We start from the raw sequence: 25,365 nt of genomic DNA on the forward strand, positions 1-25,365 counted from the left end.
ATTCGCAGCTGTGCCGCGTCGCATCATCAGAACGCTCAGTGCGTTCAGTGCCTGTGCCCTTGCCCTCACCTTGAGCGGCTGTATCGGAACCTGGGGCATAGCCCCGCAAAGCAAGACGCTGCAAGCCAATACCCTGACCACCGACGCGGCCATACGCGAAGCCGCGAGCGACGCCCACTGGCCCGACCAGCAATGGTGGCAGGCCTATGGCGACCCTCAATTGGACCGCTGGATTGACTTGGCCGTGGCCGGCAGCCCGAGCCTGGCCATGGCGGCGGCGCGGGTGCGGGAAGCCAAGGCCATGGCCGGCGTGGTCGAGTCGGCCGAGAAGCTCCAGGCCAATGGCCAGGCCACGCTCAAGCGCCACAACTGGCCTGAGGACCAGTTCTATGGCCCTGGCGCGCTGTCCGGCGCCAACACCTGGGACAACAACGCTGCCATTGGCTTCAGCTACGCCCTCGACCTATGGGGCCGCGAACGCAATGCCAGCGAGCAGGCCGTGGACCAGGCGCACGTGAGCGTGGCCGAAGCCCGCCAGGCGCAGCTGGAGTTGCAGAGCAACGTGGTACGCGCCTATATCCAGCTGAGCCTGCACTTCGCCGAGCGCGATATCGTCAAGGCCGAACTGCACCAGCAGGAGCAGATTCTGGCCCTGGCCAAGCGCCGCCTGGATGCTGGCATCGGCACCCATTTCGAAGTCAGCCAGGCCGAAGCGCCACTGCCGGAAACCCACCGCCAGCTCGACAGCCTCAATGAACAGATTGCCCTGACCCGTAACCAGCTGGCCGCCCTGGCCGGCAAGGGCCCGGGGGAGGGTGCGCAATTGCAGCGCCCGACCCTGGCCTTGGCGGCGCCGCTGAAACTGCCGTCGAACCTGCCGGCCGAGCTGGTCGGCCAGCGTCCCGACGTGGTCGCCAGCCGCTGGCAGGTGGCCGCCCAGGCGCGTGGCATCGATGTCGCCCACGCCGGCTTCTTCCCCAACGTCGATTTGGTCGGCAGCCTGGGCTTCATGGCCACAGGCGGTGGTCCGCTGGAGTTCCTCACCGGGCGCAAATTCAACTACAACGTCGGCCCGGCCATCAGCCTGCCGATCTTCGACGGTGGCCGCCTGCGCTCGCAGCTGGGTGTGGCCTCGGCAGGCTACGACGTGGCTGTGGCGCGCTATAACCAGACCGTGGTCGGTGCGCTGAAAGACATCTCCGACCAGCTGATCCGCCGCGAGTCGATGCAGCAGCAGTCGCACTTTGCCGCCGAGTCGGTCGCTGCTGCGCAAAAGACCTACGACATTGCCATGGTCGCCTTCCAGCGCGGGCTCACCGACTACCTCAACGTGCTCAACGCGCAAACCTTGCTGTTCCGCCAGCAGCAGGTGCAGCAGCAGGTGCAGGCCGCGCGCCTGATTGCCCATGCCGGGCTGGTCACCGCCCTGGGTGGTGGCTTGCAGGCTGGCCATGACGTGCCCCCGGAGCAGCGCCAGGCGGCACCGAAAACCCCGGCCAGCCTGGCCATTTTCGACAAGCAGCCGGACAGCGCCGAATGAGCACCTTCAGTTTGCCCATGCGCTGGCTGCAGAGCCTGGAATGGCGCCGGGGCTTCTTTGCCTGGGCGCGCACCGACGGTGTGACCTGGGTGTACATCTTCAAGGTGCTGACCGCTGCGTTCATCACCCTGTGGCTGGCCATGCGTCTGGAACTGCCACAACCGCGCACGGCGATGATCACCGTGTTCATCGTGATGCAGCCGCAAAGCGGGCATGTGTTTGCCAAGAGCTTCTACCGGGTACTGGGCACCTTGGCCGGCTCGGCGATGATGGTGGCGCTGATCGCCATCTTTCCGCAGAACACCGAGCTGTTCCTGCCCAGCCTGGCCGTGTGGGTAGGCCTGTGCTCGGCTGGTGCCATGCGCTACCGCACCTTCCGCGCCTATGGCTTCGTGCTGGCCGGCTACACCGCAGCGATGATCGGCCTGCCGGTGCTGCAACACCCTGACCAGGCATTCATGGCAGCAGTGTGGCGGGTGTTGGAAATCGCCCTGGGCATCCTGGTGTCGACTTTCGTCAGCGCGGCGATCCTGCCGCAGTCCGCCAGTGCCGCCATGCGCAACGCCCTGTACCAGCGTTTTGGCGTATTCGCCGGGGTAGTGGTCGAGGCCTTGCGCGGCGACAGCCAGCGCGACCGCTTCGAGAGCAGCAACGTGCGTTTCGTCGCCGAGGCAGTGGGCCTTGAGAGCCTGCGCAACGTCACTGCGTTCGAAGACCCGCACATGCGCCGACGTTCTGGCCGGCTGGTGCGCATGAACAGCGAGTTCATGGCCATCACCACCCGCTTCAATGCCCTGCACCGGTTGCTGGAGCGCCTGCGTGCGCGGGGTCCACGGCAGATCGTCAGCGCCATCGAGCCGGGCCTGAACACCTTGGTGGAGTTGCTGCAACCCTATGTCGGCCGGGCGCTGACCGATGCCGACGCGTTGCGCCTGACGCTGGAACTGGCGGCCTACAAGGAAGGCCTGCAGGCGCAGGTGCGCAGCTTGCGCGCCGACTACCTGGCGACCGAGCCGAGCGAGGCCGACCTGCTCGATTTCCACACGGCCTTCGAGCTGCTCTACCGCTTCGTCGACGAGATGTACAGCTACGCCGAGACGCACGCCTCGCTGGCTGCGCACCAGCACGAACGTGAACAGTGGGACGAGCCCTATGTGGCGCAGACCAGCTGGCTGGTATCGCTGGCCGCCGGCCTGCGTGCCTCGGCGGTGCTATTGCTGCTGGGCAGTTACTGGCTGCTCAGCGACTGGCCCAGCGGCGCCATGATGACCCTGATCGCCACGGTTACCGTCGGCCTGTCGGCGGCTTCGCCCAACCCCAAGCGCATGTCGTTCCAGATGGCCTGTGGTACGGCGATTGGCGCCTTCGTCGGCTTCTTCGAAACCTTCTTCGTGTTCCCCTGGATCGACGGATTCCCGCTGTTGTGCATGGTGCTGGCGCCGGTATTGGTGCTGGGCGCCTTCCTTTCGTCACGCCCGGCCTATGCCGGCTATGGCATCGGCCTGCTGGTGTTCTTCGCCATCGGCTCGGTGCCGAACAACCTGACCGTGTATGACCCGTACAGCTTCATCAACGACTACATCGGCATGGTCATCGGCATGTTCGTCTGTGCTGCGGCCGGGGCAATCATCCTGCCGCCCAACAGCCGCTGGCTGTGGAGCCGCCTGGAGCAGGAATTGCGCGAGCAGGTGCTGTTCGCCATCAGCGGTCGCCTGCGCGGCCTGGGCTCGGCCTTCGAAAGCCGCACCCGCGACCTGCTGCACCAGGCTTATGGCCTGGCTGCTGGCAAGCCGCAGGTACAGAGCCAACTGATGGGCTGGATGTTCACGGTGCTGGAGATCGGCCACGCAGTCATCGAGCTGCGCAAGGAGCAGGCCCGTGCGCCGGTGCACCCGGCCTACGCCGAGTCGCAGCCCTGGCGCCAGGCCATCCGCGTCATGGGCCGCGCCCTGGCTCGGCTGTTCCTGCAGCCCAGCGCCAGCAACCACGAACGCGCCCTGGTAGCGGTGGACCACGCCATTGCCCGCGTACAGGCCACCGACGAGCCGTTCGCCCGGCACTTCGACACCTCGGTACTGCGCCGCGCGCAAAGCTACCTGCACTTCATCCGTTCATCCCTGCTCGACCCACAGTCGCCATTGGCACCGGCGAAAGGACTGCACCGTGCTTCGTGAAATCATGCCCCGCGAAATCGCCTTCCATGGCGTGTACATGCCGACCATGACCTTGATGTTCCTGTTCGCCCTGGGCCTGGCCTGGGGCCTGGACCGGTTCATCGCCAGCCATGATGGCTACCGCTTCTTCTGGCACCCGGCGCTGCTGCGCCTGAGCCTGTTCGTCTGCCTGTTCGGCGCCTTGGCGCTGTCGCTCTACTGGTGAGAATCCTTCAATGAAAAAGTTCTTCAGCCTGATCGCCACCCTGCTGGTGCTGACCGCTGCCGTGGTGATCGGTCGCCAGTTGTGGCTGCACTACATGACCACGCCATGGACCCGTGACGGCCGCGTGCGCGCCGATATCATCAATGTCGCCGCCGACGTTCCCGGCTATGTGGTGAACGTGCCGGTCAAGGACAACCAGCGGGTGAGGAAGGGCGACCTGCTGATCCAGATCGACCCTGAGCACTACCAGCTCGCGGTCGACCAGGCCAAGGCCCTGGTCGCTTCGCGCAAGGCCACCTGGGAAATGCGCAAGGTCAACGCCAAGCGCCGTGCCGACATGGACAACCTGGTAATTTCCAAAGAGAACCGCGACGACGCCAGCAACATCGCCAATGCGGCCCAGGCCGATTACCAGCAAGCCCTTGCCGAGCTGGCGGCGGCCGAGCTGAACCTGAAGCGCACGCAGATCGTGGCCACGGTTGACGGCTACGTGACCAACCTGAATATCCACAAAGGTGACTACGCGCGCACCGGTGAAGCGGTGATGGCGGTGGTCGACGAGCACTCGTTCTGGGTATACGGGTTCTTCGAAGAGACCAAGCTGCCGCATGTGAAGGTGGGTGACCAGGCCGAACTGCAGATGATGAGCGGCGAACGTATCAAGGGCCATGTGGAGAGCATCGCCCGTGGCATCTACGACCGCGACAACCCGCAAAGCCGCGAACTGATCGCCGATGTGAACCCGACTTTCAACTGGGTGCGCCTGGCGCAACGGGTGCCGGTGCGTATTCACATCGATGAAGTGCCGGACGGTTTTCTGCTGGCGGCGGGGACGACCTGTACGGTGGTGGTGAAGCCGGGGTCGCCTTGAGTGGTGTGGCGCCTGTGGGATCGATCAGCGCCCGCGCGGCGCTCGATCCCACAAGCGATGAACCTCTCAAGTCATCCACCCGCAGCCCCGACCAATACCGGTACCTCAACCCGGTCAATCACCTTCGCGCTGATCGACGGATCCAGCAGCCGCCCCAGCCGCGACAGGTGGCGGTGGCCCATGATGATCAGCTCGCAGTTCAGTTCCTGTGCCTTGCTGACAATTGCCTCGGCCGGCTGACCGGCAACCATGCAGCCCTGGCTGTCGAAACCGGCCTGCTGCAATAGCTCCACCGCTTCGGCCACGGCGCGGTCACCCAGGCGTTGTTCCTCGCAGGCGGCGGGGTATTCCTCCAGCTCCTCGGTGGTGTAAGGCGCGGGTTTGTCGTGCACGGCGAAGGTCGAGTCGATGGCCAGCAGCACGTGCAATTCATGATCGCCGGGGTGGCAATAGCGACGGGCAAGGGTGAGCAGGGCGGCGGAAGCGGGGGAGGCATCGATGGCGATCAGGACGGGGCTGGGCATGCGGAATCCTAAGTTGAGGCTGGCTGATGTGCTTGCAGGCTCGGCCCTTTCGCGGGGCAAGCCCGCTCCCACAGGTACTGCACATTACTCGAGTATTGTGGGATTCCTGTGGGAGCGGGCTTGCCCCGCGAAAGGGCCGGGCCTGCCAATGCCTCATTTATGGCCGAACACGGCCGGTGGATAAATGCCCCGCCGCGTACGAGCGCATTGCGTCTGGTGCAATCCGCCAACCTGCTACCATCGCCAGATTCCACAGTTGTCACGGAAAACGGCCATGCAACTCCCCGACATGAACCTGCTCGTCGCCCTCGATGTCCTGCTCGACGAAGGCAGTGTGGTTGGCGCAGCACAGCGCATGAACCTGAGCCCGGCGGCGATGAGCCGGACCCTGGGACGGATCCGCGATGCCCTGGGCGATCCGATCCTGGTGCGCGCCGGCCGCGGCCTGGTGCCGACGCCACGAGCGTTGGCCCTGCGTGAGCAGGTGGCTGCGCTGGTGGAGCAGGCCGGTGAGGTGTTCCGCAGTGCCGGTGAGGTCGACCTGCCCAAGCTCGACCGGGCTTTCAACATCCGCACCAACGACCTGTTCATTGCCCTGTACGGCGCCCAGCTGTTGAGACGCATGCACGTGCAGGCGCCACGCACGGTGCTGCGTTTCGTGCCGGAAAGCCCTGGCGGTGATGATGACAGCGTGCTGCGTGACGGGCGTACGGACCTGATCATCAGCTCGACCATGGAGCTGGGCCCGGAGATCAAGGTGCAGAGCCTGTTCCAGACTTATTACGTAGGCCTGGCCAGGCGCGACCACCCGATCTTCGAACAGCCGATCACGCCTGCCAGTTTCGCCAGTTATCCACAGATCAGCGTGTCACGCCGTGGGCGGGCCAACGGCCCGATCGATGTCGAGCTGGCCAACTGCAAGGTACAGCGGCGGGTGGCGCTGATTACTCCGAGCTTTCATTCGGCGCTGTTCTCGCTGCCGGATTCCGACCTGATCCTGCCGATGCCGGCGAATATTCTCAACAGCGTGCACAAGCTAGGGCTGCCGCTGCGCTCGTTCGAAATCCCGGTGCCGCTGGAGCGGGTGACCGTTCTGCAGGCATGGCACCCACGCTTGCACAATGATCCGGCGCATCGCTGGTTGCGGCAGATCTTGAAGGCTTGCTGCAGTGTCGACCCTTGATACCAGGTTGGTTACGCCGCTGCATGTCCGCGAGCAGGCAGCCCCGGTTTTGACATGGATTGCGTCTGACGCAACATAAACTTACCGATAAGTCAGTTTTCGTCAGTATTCGACCTTCTTAGACTTGCTCCGGTCGCAAATTTGTTGCTGGAGATGTCCACCCATGAGTTCCCTGTCCGCCCCGTCTGCCGCGCTTGCCGCCCCTGCGCCGGCTGCGTCTGCGCAGACGGCGTTCGGCCTGCAGGTCGTGGTCGGGCTGTTCGGTGTATTGCTGGCGGTACTATGCGCGGGGCTCAACGAATCGGTGACCAAGATTTCCCTGGCCGATATCCGTGGCGCCATGGGCATCGGTGCTGACGAAGGCGCGTGGCTGCTGGCGGTATATAGCGCGGCCTCGGTCTCGGCCATGGCGTTCGCGCCCTGGCTGGCCACCACCTTTTCATTGCGGCGCTTCACCCTGTGCGCCATCGGCTTGTTCGCGCTGTTCGGCCTGCTGCAACCGTTCGCCCCCAACCTGCACAGCCTGATGCTGCTGCGCGTGCTCCAGGGCTTCGCCTCGGGCGCGCTGCCGCCCATGCTGATGAGCGTGGCCCTGCGCTTTCTGCCACCGGGCATCAAGGTCTATGGCCTGGCCTGCTACGCGCTCACCGCCACCTTCGGGCCCAACCTCGGCACCCCGCTGGCGGGGCTGTGGACCGAATACGTCGGCTGGCGATGGGCGTTCTGGCAGATCATCCTGCCCTCGGCCCTGGCCATGGTCTGTGTCGGCTGGGGCCTGCCGCAGGACCCGCTACGCTTGGAGCGTTTCAGGCAGTTCGACTGGCGGGGCGTGCTGCTCGGCCTGCCTGCCATCAGCTGTATCGTGCTGGGCCTGTCGCTGGGCGACCGCTGGGGCTGGTTCGATTCGCCGCTGATCTGCTGGCTGCTTGGCGGTGGCCTGCTGTTGCTGGTGCTGTTCATGTACAACGAATGGTCCGAGCCGCTGCCGTTCTTCCAGTTGCGTATGCTGTCGCGGCGCAACCTTAGCTTTGCCCTGGTTACCCTGGCCGGGGTGCTGGTCGTGCTCTCCGGTGTGGGCAGCATCCCCTCGGCCTACCTCGCACAGCTGCAGGGCTATCGGCCGGCGCAGACCAGCCCGCTGATGCTGCTGGTGGCGATGCCACAGTTGATTGCCCTGCCATTGACAGCGGCGCTGTGCAACATCCGCGCTGTGGACTGCCGCTGGGTGCTGGGCGTCGGCCTGGCGTTGCTGGCGGTGTCCTGCCTCGGCAGCAGCCTGCTGACCGCCGAATGGATCCGTGGCGACTTCTATCCGTTCTACCTGCTGCAGGTATTCGGCCAACCGATGGCCGTGCTGCCGCTGCTGATGTTGTCCACCAACGGCATGACCCCGCAGGAAGGCCCGTTCGCTTCCAGCTGGTTCAACACCGTGAAAGGCCTGGCAGCGGTGATTGCCGGTGGCCTGCTGGACGCCTTTGGCACCGTGCGCCGGCACTTTCACTCCAACCACCTGGTGGACAGCCTGGGCAACGCACCGCTGGTCGACGACAACGCCGTGGGCCTGGCCAGGCGTATCCACGAGCAGGCGCTGGTGCTGACCTCGGCCGACCTCTACCTGGTCATGGCCGGCATTGCCGTAGTCCTGATCTGCCTGATTCCTTTCGTGCCGACCCGGGTCTACCCGCCACGCGCAGTAGCCTGACCCCGGATGAATTCGAGAACCGCTGAAATGACCAACAACCGCAAAACCCTGTTCATCGGCTCGGTGCTTGCCGTGGCCGTCCTGGCCGGCATCGTCGGCCCCTGGCTGTTCGGCAGCGACCACCGCCAGAGCACCAATGATGCCTATGTGGTCGCCGACTACACCGTGGTCGCACCGAAGGTCGCCGGGTTCATCAAGGAGGTGCTGGTGGAAGACAACCAGCAGGTCAAGGCCGGCCAGTTGCTGGCGACCATCGATGCCCGCGACTACCAGGCCGCACTGGATGCCGCACAGGCGCAACTGCTGGTGGCCAAGGCGCAGAGCGCCGACGCCAGGGCCACTCTGGAGCGTCAGGCCGCACTGATTGCCCAGGCCGAGGCCGAGGTGAAAGCGGCCCAGGCCGAAGCCGCATTCGCCGACCATGAAGTGAACCGCTACAGCCGCCTGGCCGAGCAGGGCGCCGGTACCGTGCAGAATGCCCAGCAGGCGCGCAGCAGGGTCGACCAGGCGCGCGCACGCCTGGCCAATGCCCAGGCGGCGTTGGTGGCGGCGCGCAAACAGGTGGATATCCTCAGCGCCCAGGTGGCCAGTGCCGATGGCCAGCTCAAGCGTGCCGAGGCGGGGCTGGAGAAGGCCCAGCTCGACCTGTCCTACACCCGTATCACCGCGCCGGTGGACGGCATGGTCGGCGAGCGCGCCCTGCGCGTCGGCGCCTACGTCAACCCGGGCGCCCGCCTGCTGTCGGTAGTGCCGTTGCAGCAGGCCTACGTGGTCGGCAACTTCCAGGAAACCCAGCTGACTCACGTGCAGCCTGGCCAGGCGGTGAGCATCAGTGTCGACACCTTTGCTGGCGAAGAGCTGCACGGCCATGTGGCAAGCATCGCCCCGGCCACCGGGGTGACGTTCGCCGCAGTCAAGCCGGACAACGCCACCGGCAACTTCACCAAGGTGGTGCAGCGCATTCCAGTGAAGATCGTCTTCGATGACGGCCAGCCGCTGCTTGCCCGCCTGCGCGTGGGCATGTCGGTGGAGGCGACCATCGATACCCGTGGCGACACGCTGCAAAGCAAACAGGTGAGTGCGCGATGAAACCGGTATTACGCTTGAGCCCGTTACTGCTGGCGGTGTGGTTGACCGGCTGCACGTTGGGCCCCGACTTCCAGCGCCCCGACAGTCAGGCACCGCAACAGTGGGCGCCGCTGCAAGGCGAGGCGGCGGCCAGCCAGCCACAGGCCGAACCGCTGGAACTGCGCTGGTGGGACAGCTTTCACGACGCCCGGCTGAGTGCCTTGATCCAGCGCGTTGCCGAGCGCAACCTGGACCTGCAGATGGCCAGCGCGCGTCTGCTGCAAAGCCGTGCCCTGCGCAGCAGCGTGGCTGCCGATGAGGTGCCGTCGGTGGATGTGAACGCCGGCTACAGCCGCGCGCGCAACAGTGCCGATGGCCTGAGCGACCCGTCCGGCAAGGCGGGCAAGGCAGCCTTCAACCTCTGGCAGGGCGACCTGGTGGCCGGCTGGGAACTGGACCTGTGGGGCCGTGTGCGGCGCCAGGTCGAAGCGGCCGATGCTACCGTCGAAGTGGCCGAAAACGACCGTCGTGGCGTGCTCCTGGCACTGCTTGCGGAAACCGCCGGCAACTACATCCAGTTGCGCGCCGTGCAGCACACCATCGATGTGACCCAGGACAACCTCAAGGTTGCCCGGCACAGCCTGAAATTGTCTGAGGACCGCCAGGCCGAAGGCGTTGCCACCCGGCTTGACGTGGCCCAGGCCAGTGCCCAGGTTGCTTCGATCGAGTCGCGCCTGCCAAGCCTCGAGGCCCGCCGCGACGACTTGGTCAACGCCCTCAGCCTGCTCGCCGCCGAACCGCCGCGCAGCTTGCAGGCCGAACTGCTCAAGGGTGGCGAACTGCCTACGCCGCAGCAGAAGTTTGCCATCGGCCTGCCGTCCGAACTGGCCGAGCGCCGTCCGGACATTCGCCAGGCCGAAGCTCGCCTGCATGCTGCGACTGCCAGCATTGGCGTGGCCAAGGCCGACTTCTACCCGAGTATCCGGTTGTCGGGCAGCGTCGGTTTCCAGGCCCTGCAGCTGTCCGACCTGGGTGGTTGGGACTCACGACGCTTCGCCTTCGGCCCTCAACTGTCGTTGCCGATCTTCGAGGGAGGCCGGCTCAAGGGCACCTTGGAACTGCGCGAGGCACAGCAGCAGGAAGCGGCGCTGAACTATCGCAAGGTGGTGCTGGGCGCCTGGCATGAAATCGACGATGTGCTACGCCTGTACAACGCCAGCCAGTTGCGCCGCGACCACCTGGCAGAGGCGGTGCGGCAGAACCGCATCGCCCTGGAAACTGCCCAGCGCCAGTATGTGGAAGGGGCGGTTGACTTTCTCAATGTGCTGACGGTGCAGGGCGCATTGCTGGCCAGTGAGGAGCAGTGGATCGACAGCTCGGCGGCGGTGTCGCAGGCGCTGGTGGGGCTGTACAAGGCTTTGGGTGGTGGCTGGCAGGCATTCGACGAACAACCGCTGAAGAAAGCATGAAAGCCGGGCCGCTGTGCGGCCCATCGCCGGCACAGGTGGCCGAACACTCAGAGCGGGCGCAACAGGCCAAAGCGCTTGCGCAGCGCCCAGTCCAGCAACCGCCGCGGCAGCAGCCGGGCCATCAGCGGCAAGGCCGTGCTGCCATTGCCCAGGCGCACCATTGCTGGCACCGGCGACTTGCCGACTGCTGCCAATACGCCTTGGGCAAACACCGCCGCCGAAGTCGGTTTGTCCTGCGACGCACGTGCCCGAGCCTGCACCTGCTCACGCAACGGCCACCACGCTGAATCCGCCGCCAGCACCTGCTCGGCCTGGCGCTGGGCATTGCTGGCGAACTGCGAGGCAATCGCCCCCGGCTGCACTTCCATCACCCGCACGCCGAACGGTGCCAGCTCCAGGCGCAAGGCATCGCTCAGCGCATGCACGGCGGCTTTCGAGGCGCAGTAGGCACCGGCGAAGGGGGTGACCAGCACGCCGGAAACGCTGCCGATATTCACCACCAGACCACGCGTACGGCGCAGCAGCGGGAACAGCGCGCGGGTGACGCCGACCACGGCGAAGACGTTGGTTTCGAACTGCTGGCGCAGGGCGTCCACGCCGCCATCGAGCAACGGGCCCATGGCCCCGTAACCGGCGTTGTTGATGAGGATGTCGAGGGTCTCCAGCTCTTCGGCAAGGCGGGCCAAAGCAGCGCTGTCATTCACGTCCAGTTGCCGGGCAGTAAAACCGGCTGCGTGCAGTTGCTCAACATCTTCCGCCTTGCGCGCGGTGGCCCAGACATGGTGACCGGCATCGCGGAAGGCGTCGGCCAAGGCGCGGCCGATGCCGCTGGAACAACCGGTGATCAGTACGGTGGGCATGGTTGGGACCTGTATTCCGGAGGCGATCAATTGGCGAATGTACCTTGCAGGCGCTCTGCCCGAAACTCCAGGGTCTGCGGCCGGTACCCGGAACGCAGTGGTGGCAGCGGCAGGCAGTCTTGCCATTCGGTCCCCGGTTGCAGCTCGCCCGGCCCGCGATAGCGCGGGGCGTTGTAGGTGTTCTCGGCCAGGTTCACGGTATCGCCCGGTGCATATGCTGCCACCCGCCAGCGCAGTTCGGTCAGCGGCACGTCGTTGCCGTTCTTCATGCGCACCTGCAGGGGACGGTCGGCCGGGCAGTGTTCGGGGGCGTAGGCCAGGCGCAGGTCCAGGCGGGCCAGCCGCGAGGTTTCGCGAGCGTCCTGCCAGACGACGAACAAGGCCACCAGGCCCAGGCCGCACACGGCCGCCAGCGAGATCGGCAGGGCCTTGGCCGGGTAGCGCAACAGCAGCACCAGCCAGGTAAGAATGAGAAAGGCACCGATGATCATGATGGGCTGATTCCGAACAGAGACTCGGACATCTTGGAGCGCCATGCGGCAAGCTGCAAGGCACAAGAAAAAAGCGGGGCGGTGGTGAACCCGCGCTTGCAGATTCACCTCCGTCCCGCTTTTTTCCTGCAGCTGGCAGTTTTACTGCGCGATGGTCTTCACCGAAACACCACGCTCGATCGGCGTGGAAGTACGGCCATACACGTCCTCGAAGCGCTCGATGTCGTCCTCGCCCAGGTAGCTGCCGGATTGCACCTCGATGATCTCCAGCGGGATCTTGCCCGGGTTGCGCAGGCGGTGCACCGAGGCGATCGGGATGTAGGTCGACTGGTTCTCGGTCAGCAGGAACACGTTCTCGTCACAGGTCACCTCGGCGGTGCCGGATACCACGATCCAGTGTTCGGCACGGTGGTGGTGCATCTGCAGCGACAGGCTGGCGCCCGGCTTGACGGTAATGTGCTTGACCTGGAAGCGGCCGCCCATGTCCACCGAGTCGTACGAACCCCATGGGCGGTACACTTCCAGGTGGTTCTGGGTTTCGCTGCGGCCCTGCTCGTCGAGGGTCTTGACCATCTGCTTGACGCCCTGGACCTTGTCCTTGTGGGCAATCATCATGGCGTCCTTGGTCTCGACCACCACGATGTTTTCCAGGCCGATCACCGACACCAGCTTGCCGTTGCCGTGGATCATGCAGTTGCGGCTGTCCTGCACCACCACGTCGCCCTTGGTGACGTTGCCGTTGTCGTCCTTCTCGTGCACTTCCCACAGCGACGACCAGCAGCCCACGTCGCTCCAGCCGGCCGACATCGGCACCACGCAGGCGCGCTGGGTCTTTTCCATCACCGCGTAGTCGATGGAGTTGTCGGGGCAGCAGGCGAAGGTGGCTTCGTCGATGGTCAGTACATCGCCGTCTTCACGGCTACGCTCCAGGGCCAGCACGCAGGTATCGTAGATGTCGCCGTCGTGCTTTTTCAGCTCTTCGAGGAAGCGGCTGGCACGGAACAGGAACATACCGCTGTTCCAGAAGTAGCCACCGGCCTGGACGAATTCGGCGGCGCGTTTCTCGTCGGGCTTTTCGACGAACTGGGCAACACGGGCCACGCCTTCAGGCAGCAGGGCGTCCTGGCTGGAGCGAATGTAGCCATAGCCGGTTTCCGGTTTGGTCGCCGGTACGCCGAACAGCACCATCTCGCCACGCTCGGCGGCCACGGTGGCCAGGGCCAGGGCACGTTGCAGGGCCTTCTGGTCGTCGATCACATGGTCGGCCGGCAGCACCAGCATCAGCTCGTCGCGGCCTTCGTTGACCAGTTTCATCGCCGCCATGGCCACCGCCGGGGCGGTATTGCGACCGAACGGCTCCATCAGGATGCCCTGGGTTTCCAGCTTCAGCGCGGCCAGTTGTTCCTGGACGATGAACTTGTGGTCCTTGTTGCAGACCACGATCGGCGTGTCCATGCCTTCGAAGACCAGGCGTTCCAAGGTTTGCTGGAACAGGGTGTGTTCACCGGTCAGGGCCAGGAACTGCTTGGGGAACTGCTTGCGCGACAGAGGCCACAGACGGGAACCGCTACCACCAGAAAGAATTACCGGGATCATCATGTTTCTCCAATAGTCGTTGAGAGGCAGTGGAATCAGTTGCTAGCCACGGGGCGAGTTACCCACACCGGCGACAAGGCGTTGCCGGAACCCGTTACATACAGCACTGCGGCTTCGCCGCGTTCCAGGGCGACCGGTTTCAGGTCACCCACTTTCTTGTCTCCTTGGTACAGTGCCAGGTTGACCTTGACCGGGTTGATCTCACGCTCGCCACGACCATTGGCGGCAACCGGCTTGACCACTTCGGTCTTGCCGTCGGCAGTCTTCAGGGTCAGTTGCTGGTCGCTCAGGTTCTGCACGCGAACCAGGGCTTTCTGCTTGTTCTTGAACGGTGGCTCTTCGATCAGCTTCGGGTTGCCATTGGCGCTGTTGACCAGGGTGTAGTACTTGTCCGAGGCCAGCTTGACCGGCACGCTCTTGCCGCCGACCTGGGCGGTGTAGTCACCGCCTGGCAGGAAGCTGAAATCGCTGCTGGCCTGGGCGCCGACCTGTTTGATCTGGGTGTTGCCGACCGAGGCTGCGGTCGGGGTGCTGGTAGCGTTGTACAGGCGCACGAAGGTCGAACCTTTCGGTGCACTCGGGCCGTACAGCGCGGCGTCGGCACCGGCGAATGCCTGCATCGAGGCCAGGGACAGGCCGGCCGCGAGGGTGAGGGCTTTGGCAATGGAAGTTTTGGTAGTCATTGGCGTGTTCCTCTCTATCAGTGGTTCGTCCGGGTGGACGACAAGGCCAGGTTTTCTTCGGATTTACGGGAGTTCTTCAGCTGCGCGATCCACTGCGGGTCGAAGCTGCTGAGGTCGTTCTTCATTGGCAGATAACGTTCGGGGAATTCCCACACCACCACTTGCGGTGCAGCGCTCTTGAAGGCATCGCTTTGCAGGTACTTGAGCATTGGCAGCAGCGGGCCGTGGCCGTCTTCGGCGTAGTTGGCCACGTCGCTGCGCAGGGCCTGCTGCAGCGCGCCGAGGAAATTCCAGTGCGGGTTGGCGCTGTAGCTGGTGCCTACCAGGGCAACCGGGATCTGCTTGTCGGCGAACAGCGCGTCACCGGCTTCACCCTCGGCCTCGACCGGGCGGGTGGTGCGCTTCTGCAGGTTGTCCGGAGCCGGCAACAGGTTGCTGAACAGTGGGTCCAGTGGCAGGAAGTTGGTCAGGTCGCCCTTGTACGGCGTGGTGCTGCCGGCTTCGGTGACGAACGTCTGTGGCTCGCCGTTGAGCAGGCTTTGCCGGCTGACCGCTTCGGCCAGTGCCTGCGCTGCCACTTCGGCGCCCATCGGCGTCCAGTGGGTGTCGGTGCGCAGGAACACCTGGCCGCGGGCCTTGGCCTGTTCAAGCGGGGCCATCAGGTCTGGGGCGAACACGTTGGCCTGGCGGGCCTGGGCGTGGAACTGGTTGTACAGGTCGCCATGCAGGCTGGTCGGCAGTTCCTTGCCCAGGTATTCGGCGTATACCCTTGCCTTGGCCGGCACGATCGCCAGCACCAGCTGGCTGCCGTGCTGCTGCAAGGTGTCGCGTACGCCACGGATCAGCGCCAGGTTTTCCGCCATCAGCTGCTCGGCCCCGGGGGTGGGCTTGAATTCTTCGTCGCTGAACAGCCACTGGTCGCGGCCCAGTACCACACCGGGGCGGCCTTCATTGAACAGCTTGAAATCCATCGCCGCCCACAAGTTGGTGCCCAGGCGCTTGATCGGGAAGTGTTCGTCGTAGTGGGTCTCGGCGGCCTTGGCCAGCTTGCCGTTGAGCAGGGTCATCTGCTCGGTGCGCTGGAAGCTTTGCAGGCCACCGGTCGACCACACGCCCATGCCTACCAGCAGGCCGAGGAACGACAGTGAATAGGTGATGCGTAAGGTGCGGGTCATGTCATCCACCTCAGAACTGGAAGTAGAGGAACGGCGAGTAGCTCTGCGCCGAAAGCTTGAGGATCGAGGCCACGAACAGCAGCAGCACCAGGGCGCGGGTCATCACGCGGGTCCAGTCAAGGCCGATCGAACCGTCGGCGTTGACCGCCACCGGGGTGGCCTTGGGCGTCGGCCTGGCATTGCGATAGAAGTCACGCAGGCCGAAGAACGCCAGGGTGATGTAGGCGACCACCAAGGTGGCGACCTGCAGGCCGGTCAGCTGGGCGCGGTTGAGTTCCGACAGCTGCCAGTCGCCGAAGCTGAACATGGCGCCGTACATGCGGCCGGCCACTTCGAGGTTTTCGGCGCGGAAGATCACCCAGCCGACCACCACCAGCAGGAAAGTGAAGGCCCACTTCACCGGGTTGAAGCGCTGCGGGTTGGTGTCGATGCCCAGTGCGCGCTCGATGGCCAGCCACATGCCGTGCCATGCACCCCAGATGATGTAGGTGAAGTTGGCGCCATGCCACAGGCCGCCCAGCAACATGGTCAGGAACAGGTTGCGGTAGGTGTTGAAGGTGCCTTTGCGGTTACCGCCCAGGGTGATGTACAGGTAGTCGCGTAGCCAGGTCGACAGGCTGATGTGCCAGCGCCGCCAGAACTCGGTGATCGACTGGCTGATGTATGGCTGCTTGAAGTTCTCCATGAAGCGGAAGCCCATCATCAGGCCCAGGCCGATGGCCATGTCGCTGTAACCGCTGAAGTCGAAATACAGCTGCGCGGTGTAGGCCAGGGCACCTAGCCAGGCATCGCCGGTAGTCGGGTTCTCCAGGGCGAAGCAGTGGTCGGCGACGACGGCCAGGGTGTCGGCGATGAACACTTTCTTGATGAAGCCCTGCATGAAGCGGGTGCAGCCTTCGGAGAACTTGTCCAGGGTGTGGGTGCGGTTGTTGAACTGGTCGACCAGGTCCTTGAAGCGCAGCACGGGGCCGGCGATCAGGTGCGGGAAGATCGCCACGAACGCGGCGAAGTCGATCAGGTTGCGCGTGGCCGGGGTGTCGCCGCGGTACACGTCGATGATGTAGCTGATCGACTCGAAGATGTAGAACGAGATACCGATCGGCAGCAGCACGTGGGTGAGGATGAACGGCTCCAGGCCGAACGAGGTGATGATCGCGTTCAGGCTGTCGACGCCGAAGTTGGCGTACTTGAAGTAGCCGAGGATCGCCAGGTCGACACCCACGCCGAGCAGCAGCCAGCGCTGGGCGGGCTTGGTGCGGACACCGGCGGCGCCGACTTTCAGGCCGATCCAGTAGTTCCACAGGGTGACCCCGGCGAACAATGCCAGGAAGTCCACTCGCCACCAGGCGTAGAAGATGTAGCTGGCGACCAGCAGCAACAGGTTGCGATAACGTTGCCCGCTCAGGTAGTACAAGCCGAGGAAGATCGGCAAGAACAGGAACAGGAACACGTTGGACGAGAAGACCATCCCGGTTCTCCTTTTTGTTCACAGCATCCGGGGCAAAGCGCCCCCCAAACCCCCCACACCAATGTGGGAGATACCTAGTCCCCCTGTAGGCGCGGATAAATCCGCGCCTACAGGAATTGCGTTACTTTCTGGCTTCCGCGCTCGGGTCGTAGACCCGGGTCAGGTCGCCGCCCAGCCGGAAGCTGTTGAATGGCTGCATCCCGCGCTTGCGTTGCAGGGTGTCGGCGCTGCACGCATACAGGCTGCAATAGGGCTCCATCCACGAGTACTTGCTGTCGATCTTCAGGTCTTGCATGTCCTGCTTCTCGCCATTGCGCGCCTTGAATGTGCTCGGGTCCTCGACGCCGGCCAGCACCCGCTGCGCCAGGCGCTGCAGGGCGTTGTCGTTCTCGCTGCGCACATCCACGCCGTTGACCTGGGCAAAACTGGCAATCATCGCCAGCGGCGGCAGGGCGTAGTTGTGGTAGGCCAGGGCACGTTGCTTGCGCTTCAGCTCGTTGGGCAGGAAACCCTGCGCATCGACCTGGTTGGCGCCAATCCGGTATTCCTTCACGGCCCAGTCAAAGAGGTCGCGCCGGTCGGTGGCCACGGCGGTGGCCATCACTGCCCAGGCTGCCCAGTAGCTGTGGTTGTTGATCTTCTCCAGCGGCAGGTCGCTCCAGTCGCGCACGGTCTGCTCGGCGAGGCGGGCGAACCATTTCTCGATCAGCTCGGCCTCGGCCTGGTGCGCGGCCAGCGGCTGCGAGTTGGAGAACTTCAGGCGCAGCCACGAACCGCTCATGCTGCCCAGCGCCCATTTGCGCATCGACTTGCCGGTGTGGTTGTAGTCGGTAGACATCAACGCATCGGCACGTGCCCAGCTGCCCAGCCAGGCCAGGGCGCACTCGAGCTGCGCCGGGCGACCGTCACGCATGTACTGGCCGATCATCTTGCTCACGCCTTTCTCAAGCGTGGTGATGTCTTCGGTGGACTTGCGAAAGGCCTTTTCCGAGCTGGCGTTCAGGGTGGCCCGCGCCTTGTCCGAACCTTCGTACTTGCTGCGGAACTGCAGGGCCCCGGTGTACGGCTGGGGCACAGCCTCACAGCGGAAGTTACCGTCGCCGGTCTTGAGCTTTTCGATCCCTTCGTAGTACCCCTGCGGCGGTACCAGTGCGGCGTGCGCGGCACTGCCGCACAAGGCCAGGCCGAGCAGGGCAGGGCGGAAAATTCGCTTGAATGCAGTCATGGTCGCCTCACTGGCCGGCCTGCGCGGTCTGCGCGGGCACGGCGAAGTTGTTGCGTTTGCAGAGCTTGGCCTCGACCTTCTGAGTACCGCTTTCCGGGCCCTGTACCTCGAAGGCCAGCAGGCTCTGGCTGGCCCAGTCCTCGTCTTCGCGCATCTGGAAGACGAAGCGGCCATCGGTCTCGGCGGTTTCCGGTTTTTCCAGCTTGATGTCCTCGTGGCGGCCGTTGAGGTACCACAGGGTGGCCTGCAGGACTTTCACCGACGGGTCCTCGAACTTCACGTCCATCTGGATGTTGCGGTTGACCAGATCCTTGATCACGCCGCCCTTGCCGTTCACCATCAACTCGTTCTTGCCGGGCTTGAGGGTGGTGCTGGCACTCATCAGCGCCGGGCGGTTATCGCAGCCGTCATCGAGCAGGCCGAGGATCTGCCGCCAGATGGTCTCCTGGTCCAGGCGGTACAACGGGGAGAATTCCCAGATCAGGATCTTCGGCGGGTTCTTCTTGAACTCTTCGCTGCCCAGGTACTGGATCATCGACCCTTCCAGGCCACCGCCGGGGAAGGCGACGTTGAGCACATCGGCACCGATGTACTGTTGCAGGAAGCCGGCGAAGTTGTAGTTCTTGCCACTATGGCTGGTACCGACCAAGGTGATCTGGGCGTTGCCGGCGTCACCGAACAGGTCGTCACCGCCACCGTCGGAGCCCTTCGGCTCGGTGGCGAACTGGTCCATGTACTGCACTGCATAGCTGGTGCCGCAAAGCTGGCCGGCAACGTTATGCAGGGTGCCGGTCTTGCCCATGCGGCCGGACTTCTTCGTCTCGAATTCCTTGCGCGGGATGCCTTCGAAAGCTGGCATCTTGTGCACGGTTTCGGCCACGATCTTCGCCGCGCGCTCGGCGCCGTACGGCGTCCAGTGCTGGTCGCCACGGAAGTAGAAGTCCTTGCCCTGGTCGGCGGCGGCCAGCTGTTCGTTGGTCAGCGGCGACAGGTCGGGCACGTTGTAGCCCATGCTGGCGAAGCGCTTGAGCATGGCCTGGTAGTTGCCCAGCGCCTTCTGGTAGTCGAAGGCGGCTTTTTCCGCCGGGTTGAGCATGTTGCGGTTCACCAGGCCACGGGTCGGCTGATACACCACCACCAGTTCCACGCCGCGCTTCTTGAACGCGTCATGCACTTGCTGCAGGCGCTTGTAGCCAGCCGGGGTGGTGGTGAACTCGGTGCGCAGGTCTTCGCGGGTACGGAACAGCCAGTCACCCTGAGCCTGCACCAGCGTGGTGAAGTTCTGCTGATAGCGGGTGGTGTAGCGGCTGGGGTCGTGCGCTTCCGGGCACAGCTGGCAGCAAGGCTCGGCGGTGAAAGTCGGGGCCTTCACTTCGTCGGCGCTCACGCCCTGGCTGATGGCCAGGAGGGCAGTGGACAGGCCCAGCAGTTTCATCAGGTGTGGAGTCATGGTCTGGGCTTCCTTATTCGATCATTTCGGTCTGGCGTTCGACCGGGTCGATCAGCACAGCCTTTTTCTGGCGGACCAGCAGGTCGAGGATTTCGTCCTGGCGCTCACCCAGCACGCCGTTGAGGCTGATGCCGCTGGCCTTGCGCGGGGCGAGCATGGACACCTTGTACAGCTCGACCGACAGCGGCGAGTCGATCGACAGCGGGCCGGAGCCGTTGGCAGCCAGTTCGCCACCGACCAGGATCAGCGACACCTTGGTGTCGAACGGGTCGAGGGCAATGTCACGGTCGGTGTCGGACAGGTCCTTGATGTGGCCGTACACACCCACCAGGCCGTTGGCCATGGCGATGTTCTCGTACAGGCGGATGTTCACGCTGTTACGCACACGGATGCCGTGGCGGCGGTTGTTGACCAGCTTGTTGCCCCAGATCAGGTTGTCGCCGCTTTCGTACAGGGTGATGCCGTCGGTGTGGTTGCGGTAGATCTCGTTGTAGGCAATCAGGTTGTTGACGCTGTTACGGTCGATCACCACGCCGGAGAGCTTGTTGTCGTAGCTCTTGTTGTTGATGATCCAGCTGTCGTTGACCTCACGCGAAATGATGATGCCGTGCTTCTTCTTGGTGCCGTACACGGTGTTGCCGGCGATGATCAGGCGGTGCGAGCGGTCGTGCGGGTCGATGCCGTAGACGATGTTGTCGCGGTAGGTGTTGTCCTTGATCACGAAGTCCTGGGTCTCGTAGCAGTAGAAGCCGTACCACATGTCGCTGAATTCCGAACCGATGATCCAGCCGGTGGGTTCCGGGCGGCCCATGCGCTTGGCCATGTTCGGCGTGTACTGCGAGATACTCACGCCGTACGACTTGGACTTGGCATAGCCGAAGCTGGCCATCTTGCTGTTGACGATGTAGGTCTCGGTGCCACCCCACGACAGCAGGAACGGGCGGAATTCCGTGGGCGAGCGGAAGGTCGCCGGGCCGTTGTCCTTTTCGCGCCAGCCAGTCACCTGGGTGTCGGTGACGAACAGCTTGCCGTCGTTGACCAGGAACGAACCGCCCTCCTGGGACAGGCGCAGTTGCTTGACCTTGCCGTCGATCTCGAGGATGCCCTTCTGCCCGACCACGATCGGCAGGCGCGCCAGGTAAATGCCCGGCTCGACTTCGCTGAGATACTGCCTGGGTACCTTCTTGCTCAGCTCGACCAGGTCGACATGCCCGTCATCGACGAAGATCGCCTGCGGAATGCCATGCTGGCGCTGGACCCACTCGGCCGCCTTGTTGTCGCCACCGACGAACTCCTTGAGGGTGTCCTCCTGGAACATGCGGCGCAGGCTGACCTTGCCCTTGTGACGGCGGTCGATCTTCTTCTGTACCGCCTCGGCGGTGTAGCCGGTCAGGTCGGGCAGCTTTGGCGGGTCCATGTGCAGTGGTTCGACCGGGGCACTGGAAACCGTGTAGGTCTTGGCCTGCTGCAAGCCTTTGGCCGTCGTCGTCGGCTCGCTGGCGACGGCCAGGCCTGCGGCCAGCAGCAAGGCGCTGGCCAGCAGGCTGTGACGTAGGTGCGGGTGAAGGTTCATAACGGTAAGTCCCCTACCGGCCTCAGAAGCGCCAGATCACGTCGACAAAGGCGCGGTGCATGTACGAGTCCGCTTCCTTGCCGTAGGCGTCGCCCGGCTTGAACACGCCGGCACGCAGGCGCACCAGGGCGGATGGTTCGTCGATGGCCTGGCTCATCGAAGCCGGCAGCAGGCCTTGCTTGAAGTACTTGGTCACGACCACGTCCATTTCCTGGCCCAGGTCTTTTTCGCCATCGACCAGCGGGCGATTCACGCCGTTGTCGTTGACCACCGCATTGATGCCGCTGGAGCCGATGTTCTGGCTGTCATCGACACGCCAGAACTTGTGGTAGATGAAGCTGGCGTCGTAGTCATCGCGCAGCTGCCAGGAGGCGAACAGGGTGGCCGCCTGCAGGTTGCCCAGCTCGCCACGGAAGGCTTCACCGAAGCGGTGCACGCGCGAACGGGTACCGGTGTAGTTGGAGCGGTTGCTCTCCAGGCCGGTCTGCTCGTAGTTGCTCGAACCGTCGTCGCCGCCGCCGCCGCTGCCGCGGGCGTAGGCCGCACCGACCTGCCACTGCGGGTCGAGGCGAACGCGGATGCCGAGGTCGGTGGCCCAGGCGTTGACGTCGCCGCTCTGCTTGCCGGTGGCCACGCTCTGGTCGCCCACCACCTGGCTGCTGAGGGTGTCGCGGTCACCGGTCAGCCAGGTGACACTGCCCCAGTAGTTGACGGTGTGGTCGTTGCGCCAGTTGTAGGCATCGCTGTTGGCTTCCAGGCCCAGCCAGGTCAGGTCGCCGGTGCGGGTCTTGTCCAGCGCATCGACGGTTTCGCCCGGGTTCTTCAGGCTGCCGCCGTCATGGGTGTGGTGGGCACGTACGCCGACCCAGTGGCCAGGGGTCCATTGCGTGGCGACGTTGCCATAGACGTGCGTGCGGTCCTTGTCTTCCGGAGCCAGCTCGGTGAGGTCGGTACGGTATTCGCTGAAGCGCTGGGCCACGCCCAGGTCGGCCTTGAGCAGGGTGGTGTCGAAGGTCCAGTTCAGCGCCTCGATATTGGTGTCACGCCACATGCCGTCGTCGCTGCGCAGACGCTGGCGACCAAAGCGCAGCTGCTCGCCGGGGTAGGCGGTGAGGCCGCTGTAGCCGACCCAGAATTCGCGCATGGCCAGGTAGCTCTTGTCCTGCTCGCGGCCGTCGGCGGCGGTGTCGGTGGTGGTGCCGTCGTCGTTCTGGCGCAGGGTATCGGTTTCGATGGTGTCGGTGGCAGTGACGGCCTGGCCCATGGCATAGGCGCTCCAGTTGCCGCGCTCGCCGTATACCCAAGGGCGCAGGTCGAGGCCCAGGCCACTGACGTCGCCGCCAGAGCGGGTACCCAGGTCGCGGTCGTCTTCCGACTGGCCGGTGATTTTCACATCAAGGCCGAAGTTCTTTTCAGCGGTCATTTCCGCCAGGGTCGGGCAGGACCACAGCAGGGCGAAGCTCAGGCCGATGCCAGCTTTCACGAAGGGATTGAGCGTCATAGCGAGTCCTCACCGGTTACTTCTTTTTCGTCGTCTTGCAAGGCTTCGATGGCCAGGGTGCTGTTGGCGCCCAGGTTCATGCTGCCGCGGGCCTGCTTCTCTTGCGCCAGCAGGGTCTGCGCCTGGCTGCGCTGGTCAGGCGTGAGTTGCTGGTCGAGTTGCTGCAACAGTTCAGCGGACTGCGGCGTCGGGTTGGCCTGGGCCAACTGGGCGAATACCCAGGCATTGCCCGGTTGCGGGCGAATACCGTGGCCTTCGCTGAACAGTTGGGCCAAGGCATAGTCGGCGCTGTTCTGGCCGCCACGGGCGGCGGCCAGCAGGTGGTCGACGGCCTTCTGTGGCTCGACGTTGCCGAGGTAGCCACGGCGGTACAGCTGCCCCAGGTAGTAATGAGCGCTGACTTCGCCAGCGTCGGCGGCGGCCTGCAGGTGTTGCTCGGCTTTTTGCGCATCTGCAGGCAGGGTCTTGCCTTCGTAGTAGAGGCGGCCAAGCAACAGTTCGGCGCGAGGCTGCTCGGCTTCGCGGCCCTTGTCGATGTAGGCCATCAGCTGGTCGGTATCGCCCAGCTCGGGGAAGTCGTACACCAGCTGCGCCAGGCTGACCCAGGACGCCGGGTTGGCCGGGGCTACCTGCTCGAGCAGGTCCTTGGCGGTTTTCTCGTCGGTCTGGCCCAGGCTGCGGTCGGCCAGGACACGGGCGACGCTGTCGACCCGGGTGGCCGGTACCGCGCCGCGGGCGTAGGCAGCCTTGAGCTGGCCGAGCAGGGCAGCCTGCTGGTCGGCCTGGCCACGCTTCTGGTACACGGTGGCCAGTTCGACGTAGCAGATGTCGGTGGCGGCGAGCGCGGCCTTGCAGATTCTTTCCACGTCGCCCAGGCGCTGGTCATAGGTGCCCTGGGTGCGGTACAGCAGAATCTGGGCCAGCCCCGCTTCCGGGTTGCCGGCGGCACGCCACTGGTCGATCTGCTGCTGCGCATTGACCCTGGGGAAGCTCTGCGGGTAGCTCAGGTAGAGCATCGCCAGCGGGATCAGGGTGTTGCCTTCGCCCTGCGCGGCGGCTTGCTTGAGCAGGGTCTCGGCTTCCTCGCGCTCGGCCTGGGTGCTGTCGGGCTTGGCCACCAGAAGGCGGCCAAGGCGCGCCTGGGCCCGCGGCGAGGTCGCTGCCGCGGCGCGGTAAGTGGCCTCGGCTTCCTTGATTTTCGCCGGGTCGCGGGTGGCGACCTTGATGTCAGCCAGGCCCACTTGCGCTTCGCTGTAGCCCAGGTCGGCCAATGCCTTGTAGTTGCGCTCGGCCAATGCCGTGTCACCGCGCTTCATGGCTTCGTTGGCCAGGCGCTGGTCAGGCAGGCCGGCACAGCCGGCCAGGGTGATGGCTGCAGCCAGGGCACACAGGCCCAGGCTGGCGCTTTTCTTGTGGGGAATCATACGGCGATCCTCTTACAGCCCACGGGCCATGGCTTTGTCGATCAGCCAGTTCAGCGAAGGACCGCGGTCGCTGTTGACCGAGGCCGGACGCCCGGCGAGCTCGGCGGGCAGGGTGCTGTCGGGCTTGATCTGCACACGGATGTCGGAGGCCAGGTCGTCGCTGTTGAGGCTGGCGCTGCTGACGATCTGGCCGGTGCGCACTTCGTCTTCGCCGGCCACCTGGAAGTTGACCCGGGTACCTGGCTTGACCTCGTCGAACTGGCGATAGCTGAAACGCGCCTCGACCATTGGGTTGGTGGTGCGCGGGATCAGCTGGAAAATCGGCTGGCCCTTGGCCGCGTACTGGCCGTTGTCCACCAGCTGGCGGGCGACCACGCAATCACAGGGGCTGGTGAGGGTGCCGGACAGCTGCTTGCCGAACAGTTCCTCGATCTTGGCCGGCTCCAGCTGTGCGTCTTCCAGGTTGCCCTTGAGCATGTCCAGCATGCTGGTGGTGAAGGTGGCCAGTGGCGCACCTTTGCCGATCATCCCGCCGTTGTCGACCAGACTGCTCACGGTACCGTCGCGTGGCATGGTGATGTTGGTGGTAGGCACCGCCACCACGCCGGCTTCGGCGTGGCTGACGAAGTACATGCCATACAGCGACTTGGCGATAAAGCCGAAGGCGGCGACGCCGACCACGAACACACCGAGGGTGACGGTGACTGCCTTGAGGCGGCCGAAGGCGCTCAGGCCGCTGCCGCCGTCCTTCTGTTTGCGGGCCTTGGTGAAGTTGTCGCGTTGCAGGGTGCTGAGCACGTCGCCGACGCTGATCAGCTCACCCGACAGGTGCGTGGTGATGATGTGCCGCAACGTGGCGATGTCGCGTGGTTCGAGGTTCTGGAACTGCGCGCCGGTACGGCCGCTGTCCGGGTGGTAGGAGCGCACCTGGAATTCGATATCCATCGACAGACCGAGGTTGTCGACCGTGAACTGCAGCCGTCCGCGCAGCACGTCACCGACCGACAGTGGTTGCTTGGTGTGGAAGCTCAGGCCACCAGCGGAGAGGTCGTCGACCTTCACATCGTGGGCCTGGCGCTGGGCGTCGAGGAAACGCAGCTTGGCGGGGATGCGAACCCGGGCATGCTGACGCTGGGCTTCGGACTCATGCACGACGTTGACGTTCACGGCGGTATTCATGTGG

Annotated in this window: 21 protein-coding genes; 8 read left to right on the plus strand and 13 right to left on the minus strand. The window is 64.7% G+C overall.

What is annotated here, in order from left to right; genetic code table 11:
- The first annotated feature begins 10 nt into the window (after positions 1-10).
- The 4 genes from ACVWZT_RS13005 to ACVWZT_RS13020 are packed head-to-tail and all read left to right on the plus strand — an operon-like array spanning position 11 to position 4,790.
- Positions 11-1,540 carry an efflux transporter outer membrane subunit gene (locus tag ACVWZT_RS13005; RefSeq protein ID WP_457469654.1) on the plus strand — a complete coding sequence of 510 codons (1,530 nt, stop codon included), beginning with the start codon at positions 11-13 and terminating at the stop codon, positions 1,538-1,540.
- Positions 1,537-3,714 (plus strand): FUSC family protein, encoded by a 2,178-nt coding sequence (locus tag ACVWZT_RS13010; RefSeq protein WP_457469655.1) that lies wholly within the window; start codon positions 1,537-1,539, stop codon positions 3,712-3,714. The genes ACVWZT_RS13005 and ACVWZT_RS13010 overlap by 4 nt, the downstream gene beginning before the upstream one ends.
- Positions 3,715-3,718: 4 nt before the next feature.
- Positions 3,719-3,919, plus strand: a complete 201-nt coding sequence (locus tag ACVWZT_RS13015) for a DUF1656 domain-containing protein (RefSeq protein ID WP_008097766.1) — start codon at positions 3,719-3,721, stop codon at positions 3,917-3,919.
- 10 nt (positions 3,920-3,929) lie between these two features.
- Positions 3,930-4,790 carry an efflux RND transporter periplasmic adaptor subunit gene (locus tag ACVWZT_RS13020; protein WP_296230548.1) on the plus strand — a complete coding sequence of 287 codons (861 nt, stop codon included), beginning with the start codon at positions 3,930-3,932 and terminating at the stop codon, positions 4,788-4,790.
- A 71-nt stretch (positions 4,791-4,861) separates the two neighbouring features.
- Here the strand turns inward: ACVWZT_RS13020 and ACVWZT_RS13025 are convergent, their stop codons facing one another.
- Positions 4,862-5,314 carry a universal stress protein gene (locus ACVWZT_RS13025; protein WP_457469656.1) on the minus strand — a complete coding sequence of 151 codons (453 nt, stop codon included), beginning with the start codon at positions 5,312-5,314 and terminating at the stop codon, positions 4,862-4,864.
- Positions 5,315-5,588: 274 nt separating this feature from the next.
- On the opposite strand from ACVWZT_RS13025, the gene ACVWZT_RS13030 reads away from it, so the two are divergent.
- The 4 genes from ACVWZT_RS13030 to ACVWZT_RS13045 all read left to right on the plus strand — a co-directional run bounded on the left by ACVWZT_RS13030 (position 5,589) and on the right by ACVWZT_RS13045 (position 10,736).
- On the plus strand, positions 5,589-6,497 hold the full coding sequence (locus ACVWZT_RS13030) for a LysR family transcriptional regulator (protein WP_296230550.1): 909 nt from the start codon (positions 5,589-5,591) through the stop codon (positions 6,495-6,497).
- Positions 6,498-6,660: 163 nt separating this feature from the next.
- Positions 6,661-8,199, plus strand: coding sequence for an MFS transporter (locus tag ACVWZT_RS13035; RefSeq protein WP_457469658.1), 1,539 nt, complete (start codon positions 6,661-6,663; stop codon positions 8,197-8,199).
- A 27-nt stretch (positions 8,200-8,226) separates the two neighbouring features.
- Positions 8,227-9,288, plus strand: a complete 1,062-nt coding sequence (locus ACVWZT_RS13040) for an HlyD family secretion protein (protein WP_296230553.1) — start codon at positions 8,227-8,229, stop codon at positions 9,286-9,288.
- Positions 9,285-10,736 carry an efflux transporter outer membrane subunit gene (locus ACVWZT_RS13045; RefSeq protein ID WP_457469660.1) on the plus strand — a complete coding sequence of 484 codons (1,452 nt, stop codon included), beginning with the start codon at positions 9,285-9,287 and terminating at the stop codon, positions 10,734-10,736. Before ACVWZT_RS13040 ends, ACVWZT_RS13045 begins: the two co-directional genes overlap by 4 nt.
- A gap of 47 nt (positions 10,737-10,783) precedes the next feature.
- On the opposite strand, the gene ACVWZT_RS13050 is transcribed toward ACVWZT_RS13045, so the two are convergent.
- The 12 genes from ACVWZT_RS13050 to ACVWZT_RS13105 all read right to left on the minus strand — a co-directional run bounded on the left by ACVWZT_RS13050 (position 10,784) and on the right by ACVWZT_RS13105 (position 25,361).
- Positions 10,784-11,596: an SDR family oxidoreductase gene (locus ACVWZT_RS13050; protein WP_457469662.1), complete on the minus strand. Its 813-nt coding sequence runs from the start codon at positions 11,594-11,596 to the stop codon at positions 10,784-10,786.
- A gap of 26 nt (positions 11,597-11,622) precedes the next feature.
- A complete protein-coding gene (locus tag ACVWZT_RS13055; RefSeq protein ID WP_296230557.1) occupies positions 11,623-12,087 on the minus strand; it encodes a multidrug transporter in 465 nt (154 codons plus the stop codon).
- A gap of 141 nt (positions 12,088-12,228) precedes the next feature.
- Entirely contained in the window at positions 12,229-13,683 is a 1,455-nt protein-coding gene (locus ACVWZT_RS13060; RefSeq protein WP_296230599.1) for a mannose-1-phosphate guanylyltransferase/mannose-6-phosphate isomerase, read from the minus strand.
- A gap of 35 nt (positions 13,684-13,718) precedes the next feature.
- A complete protein-coding gene (locus tag ACVWZT_RS13065; protein ID WP_296230558.1) occupies positions 13,719-14,366 on the minus strand; it encodes an alginate O-acetyltransferase AlgF in 648 nt (215 codons plus the stop codon).
- Positions 14,367-14,383: 17 nt separating this feature from the next.
- On the minus strand, positions 14,384-15,541 hold the full coding sequence (locus ACVWZT_RS13070; RefSeq protein ID WP_296230559.1) for an alginate O-acetyltransferase: 1,158 nt from the start codon (positions 15,539-15,541) through the stop codon (positions 14,384-14,386).
- Positions 15,542-15,551: 10 nt separating this feature from the next.
- Entirely contained in the window at positions 15,552-17,009 is a 1,458-nt protein-coding gene (locus tag ACVWZT_RS13075; RefSeq protein ID WP_457469664.1) for an MBOAT family O-acyltransferase, read from the minus strand.
- A 121-nt stretch (positions 17,010-17,130) separates the two neighbouring features.
- On the minus strand, positions 17,131-18,234 hold the full coding sequence (locus ACVWZT_RS13080; protein ID WP_457469666.1) for a mannuronate-specific alginate lyase: 1,104 nt from the start codon (positions 18,232-18,234) through the stop codon (positions 17,131-17,133).
- Positions 18,235-18,241: 7 nt separating this feature from the next.
- Entirely contained in the window at positions 18,242-19,684 is a 1,443-nt protein-coding gene (locus tag ACVWZT_RS13085) for an alginate O-acetyltransferase (protein WP_225779194.1), read from the minus strand.
- A gap of 13 nt (positions 19,685-19,697) precedes the next feature.
- Positions 19,698-21,257, minus strand: coding sequence for a mannuronan 5-epimerase AlgG (gene algG / locus ACVWZT_RS13090; RefSeq protein ID WP_457469668.1), 1,560 nt, complete (start codon positions 21,255-21,257; stop codon positions 19,698-19,700).
- A gap of 22 nt (positions 21,258-21,279) precedes the next feature.
- Positions 21,280-22,758: an alginate export family protein gene (locus ACVWZT_RS13095; RefSeq protein ID WP_457469670.1), complete on the minus strand. Its 1,479-nt coding sequence runs from the start codon at positions 22,756-22,758 to the stop codon at positions 21,280-21,282.
- Positions 22,755-24,182, minus strand: coding sequence for an alginate biosynthesis TPR repeat lipoprotein AlgK (gene algK / locus ACVWZT_RS13100; RefSeq protein WP_457469672.1), 1,428 nt, complete (start codon positions 24,180-24,182; stop codon positions 22,755-22,757). The genes ACVWZT_RS13095 and algK overlap by 4 nt, the downstream gene beginning before the upstream one ends.
- 12 nt (positions 24,183-24,194) lie before the next feature.
- Positions 24,195-25,361: an alginate biosynthesis protein Alg44 gene (locus ACVWZT_RS13105; RefSeq protein WP_296230569.1), complete on the minus strand. Its 1,167-nt coding sequence runs from the start codon at positions 25,359-25,361 to the stop codon at positions 24,195-24,197.
- Positions 25,362-25,365 lie beyond the last annotated feature (4 nt).

It is taken from the genome of Pseudomonas sp. TE21394, assembly GCF_054057835.1.

What these genes read in the sequence shown, in the direction of transcription:
- ACVWZT_RS13040 (WP_296230553.1), top strand. Translation starts at nt 8,227, where the DNA reads ATGACCAACAACCGCAAAACCCTGTTCATCGGCTCGGTGCTTGCCGTG.
- algK (WP_457469672.1), bottom strand. Translation starts at nt 24,182, where the DNA reads ATGATTCCCCACAAGAAAAGCGCCAGCCTGGGCCTGTGTGCCCTGGCT.
- ACVWZT_RS13020 (WP_296230548.1), top strand. Translation starts at nt 3,930, where the DNA reads ATGAAAAAGTTCTTCAGCCTGATCGCCACCCTGCTGGTGCTGACCGCT.
- ACVWZT_RS13025 (WP_457469656.1), bottom strand. Translation starts at nt 5,314, where the DNA reads ATGCCCAGCCCCGTCCTGATCGCCATCGATGCCTCCCCCGCTTCCGCC.
- ACVWZT_RS13085 (WP_225779194.1), bottom strand. Translation starts at nt 19,684, where the DNA reads ATGACTCCACACCTGATGAAACTGCTGGGCCTGTCCACTGCCCTCCTG.
- ACVWZT_RS13015 (WP_008097766.1), top strand. Translation starts at nt 3,719, where the DNA reads ATGCCCCGCGAAATCGCCTTCCATGGCGTGTACATGCCGACCATGACC.
- ACVWZT_RS13080 (WP_457469666.1), bottom strand. Translation starts at nt 18,234, where the DNA reads ATGACTGCATTCAAGCGAATTTTCCGCCCTGCCCTGCTCGGCCTGGCC.
- ACVWZT_RS13060 (WP_296230599.1), bottom strand. Translation starts at nt 13,683, where the DNA reads ATGATCCCGGTAATTCTTTCTGGTGGTAGCGGTTCCCGTCTGTGGCCT.
- ACVWZT_RS13045 (WP_457469660.1), top strand. Translation starts at nt 9,285, where the DNA reads ATGAAACCGGTATTACGCTTGAGCCCGTTACTGCTGGCGGTGTGGTTG.
- ACVWZT_RS13035 (WP_457469658.1), top strand. Translation starts at nt 6,661, where the DNA reads ATGAGTTCCCTGTCCGCCCCGTCTGCCGCGCTTGCCGCCCCTGCGCCG.
- ACVWZT_RS13065 (WP_296230558.1), bottom strand. Translation starts at nt 14,366, where the DNA reads ATGACTACCAAAACTTCCATTGCCAAAGCCCTCACCCTCGCGGCCGGC.
- ACVWZT_RS13055 (WP_296230557.1), bottom strand. Translation starts at nt 12,087, where the DNA reads ATGATCATCGGTGCCTTTCTCATTCTTACCTGGCTGGTGCTGCTGTTG.
- ACVWZT_RS13030 (WP_296230550.1), top strand. Translation starts at nt 5,589, where the DNA reads ATGCAACTCCCCGACATGAACCTGCTCGTCGCCCTCGATGTCCTGCTC.
- ACVWZT_RS13075 (WP_457469664.1), bottom strand. Translation starts at nt 17,009, where the DNA reads ATGGTCTTCTCGTCCAACGTGTTCCTGTTCCTGTTCTTGCCGATCTTC.
- ACVWZT_RS13010 (WP_457469655.1), top strand. Translation starts at nt 1,537, where the DNA reads ATGAGCACCTTCAGTTTGCCCATGCGCTGGCTGCAGAGCCTGGAATGG.
- ACVWZT_RS13070 (WP_296230559.1), bottom strand. Translation starts at nt 15,541, where the DNA reads ATGACCCGCACCTTACGCATCACCTATTCACTGTCGTTCCTCGGCCTG.
- ACVWZT_RS13105 (WP_296230569.1), bottom strand. Translation starts at nt 25,361, where the DNA reads ATGAATACCGCCGTGAACGTCAACGTCGTGCATGAGTCCGAAGCCCAG.
- algG (WP_457469668.1), bottom strand. Translation starts at nt 21,257, where the DNA reads ATGAACCTTCACCCGCACCTACGTCACAGCCTGCTGGCCAGCGCCTTG.
- ACVWZT_RS13095 (WP_457469670.1), bottom strand. Translation starts at nt 22,758, where the DNA reads ATGACGCTCAATCCCTTCGTGAAAGCTGGCATCGGCCTGAGCTTCGCC.
- ACVWZT_RS13050 (WP_457469662.1), bottom strand. Translation starts at nt 11,596, where the DNA reads ATGCCCACCGTACTGATCACCGGTTGTTCCAGCGGCATCGGCCGCGCC.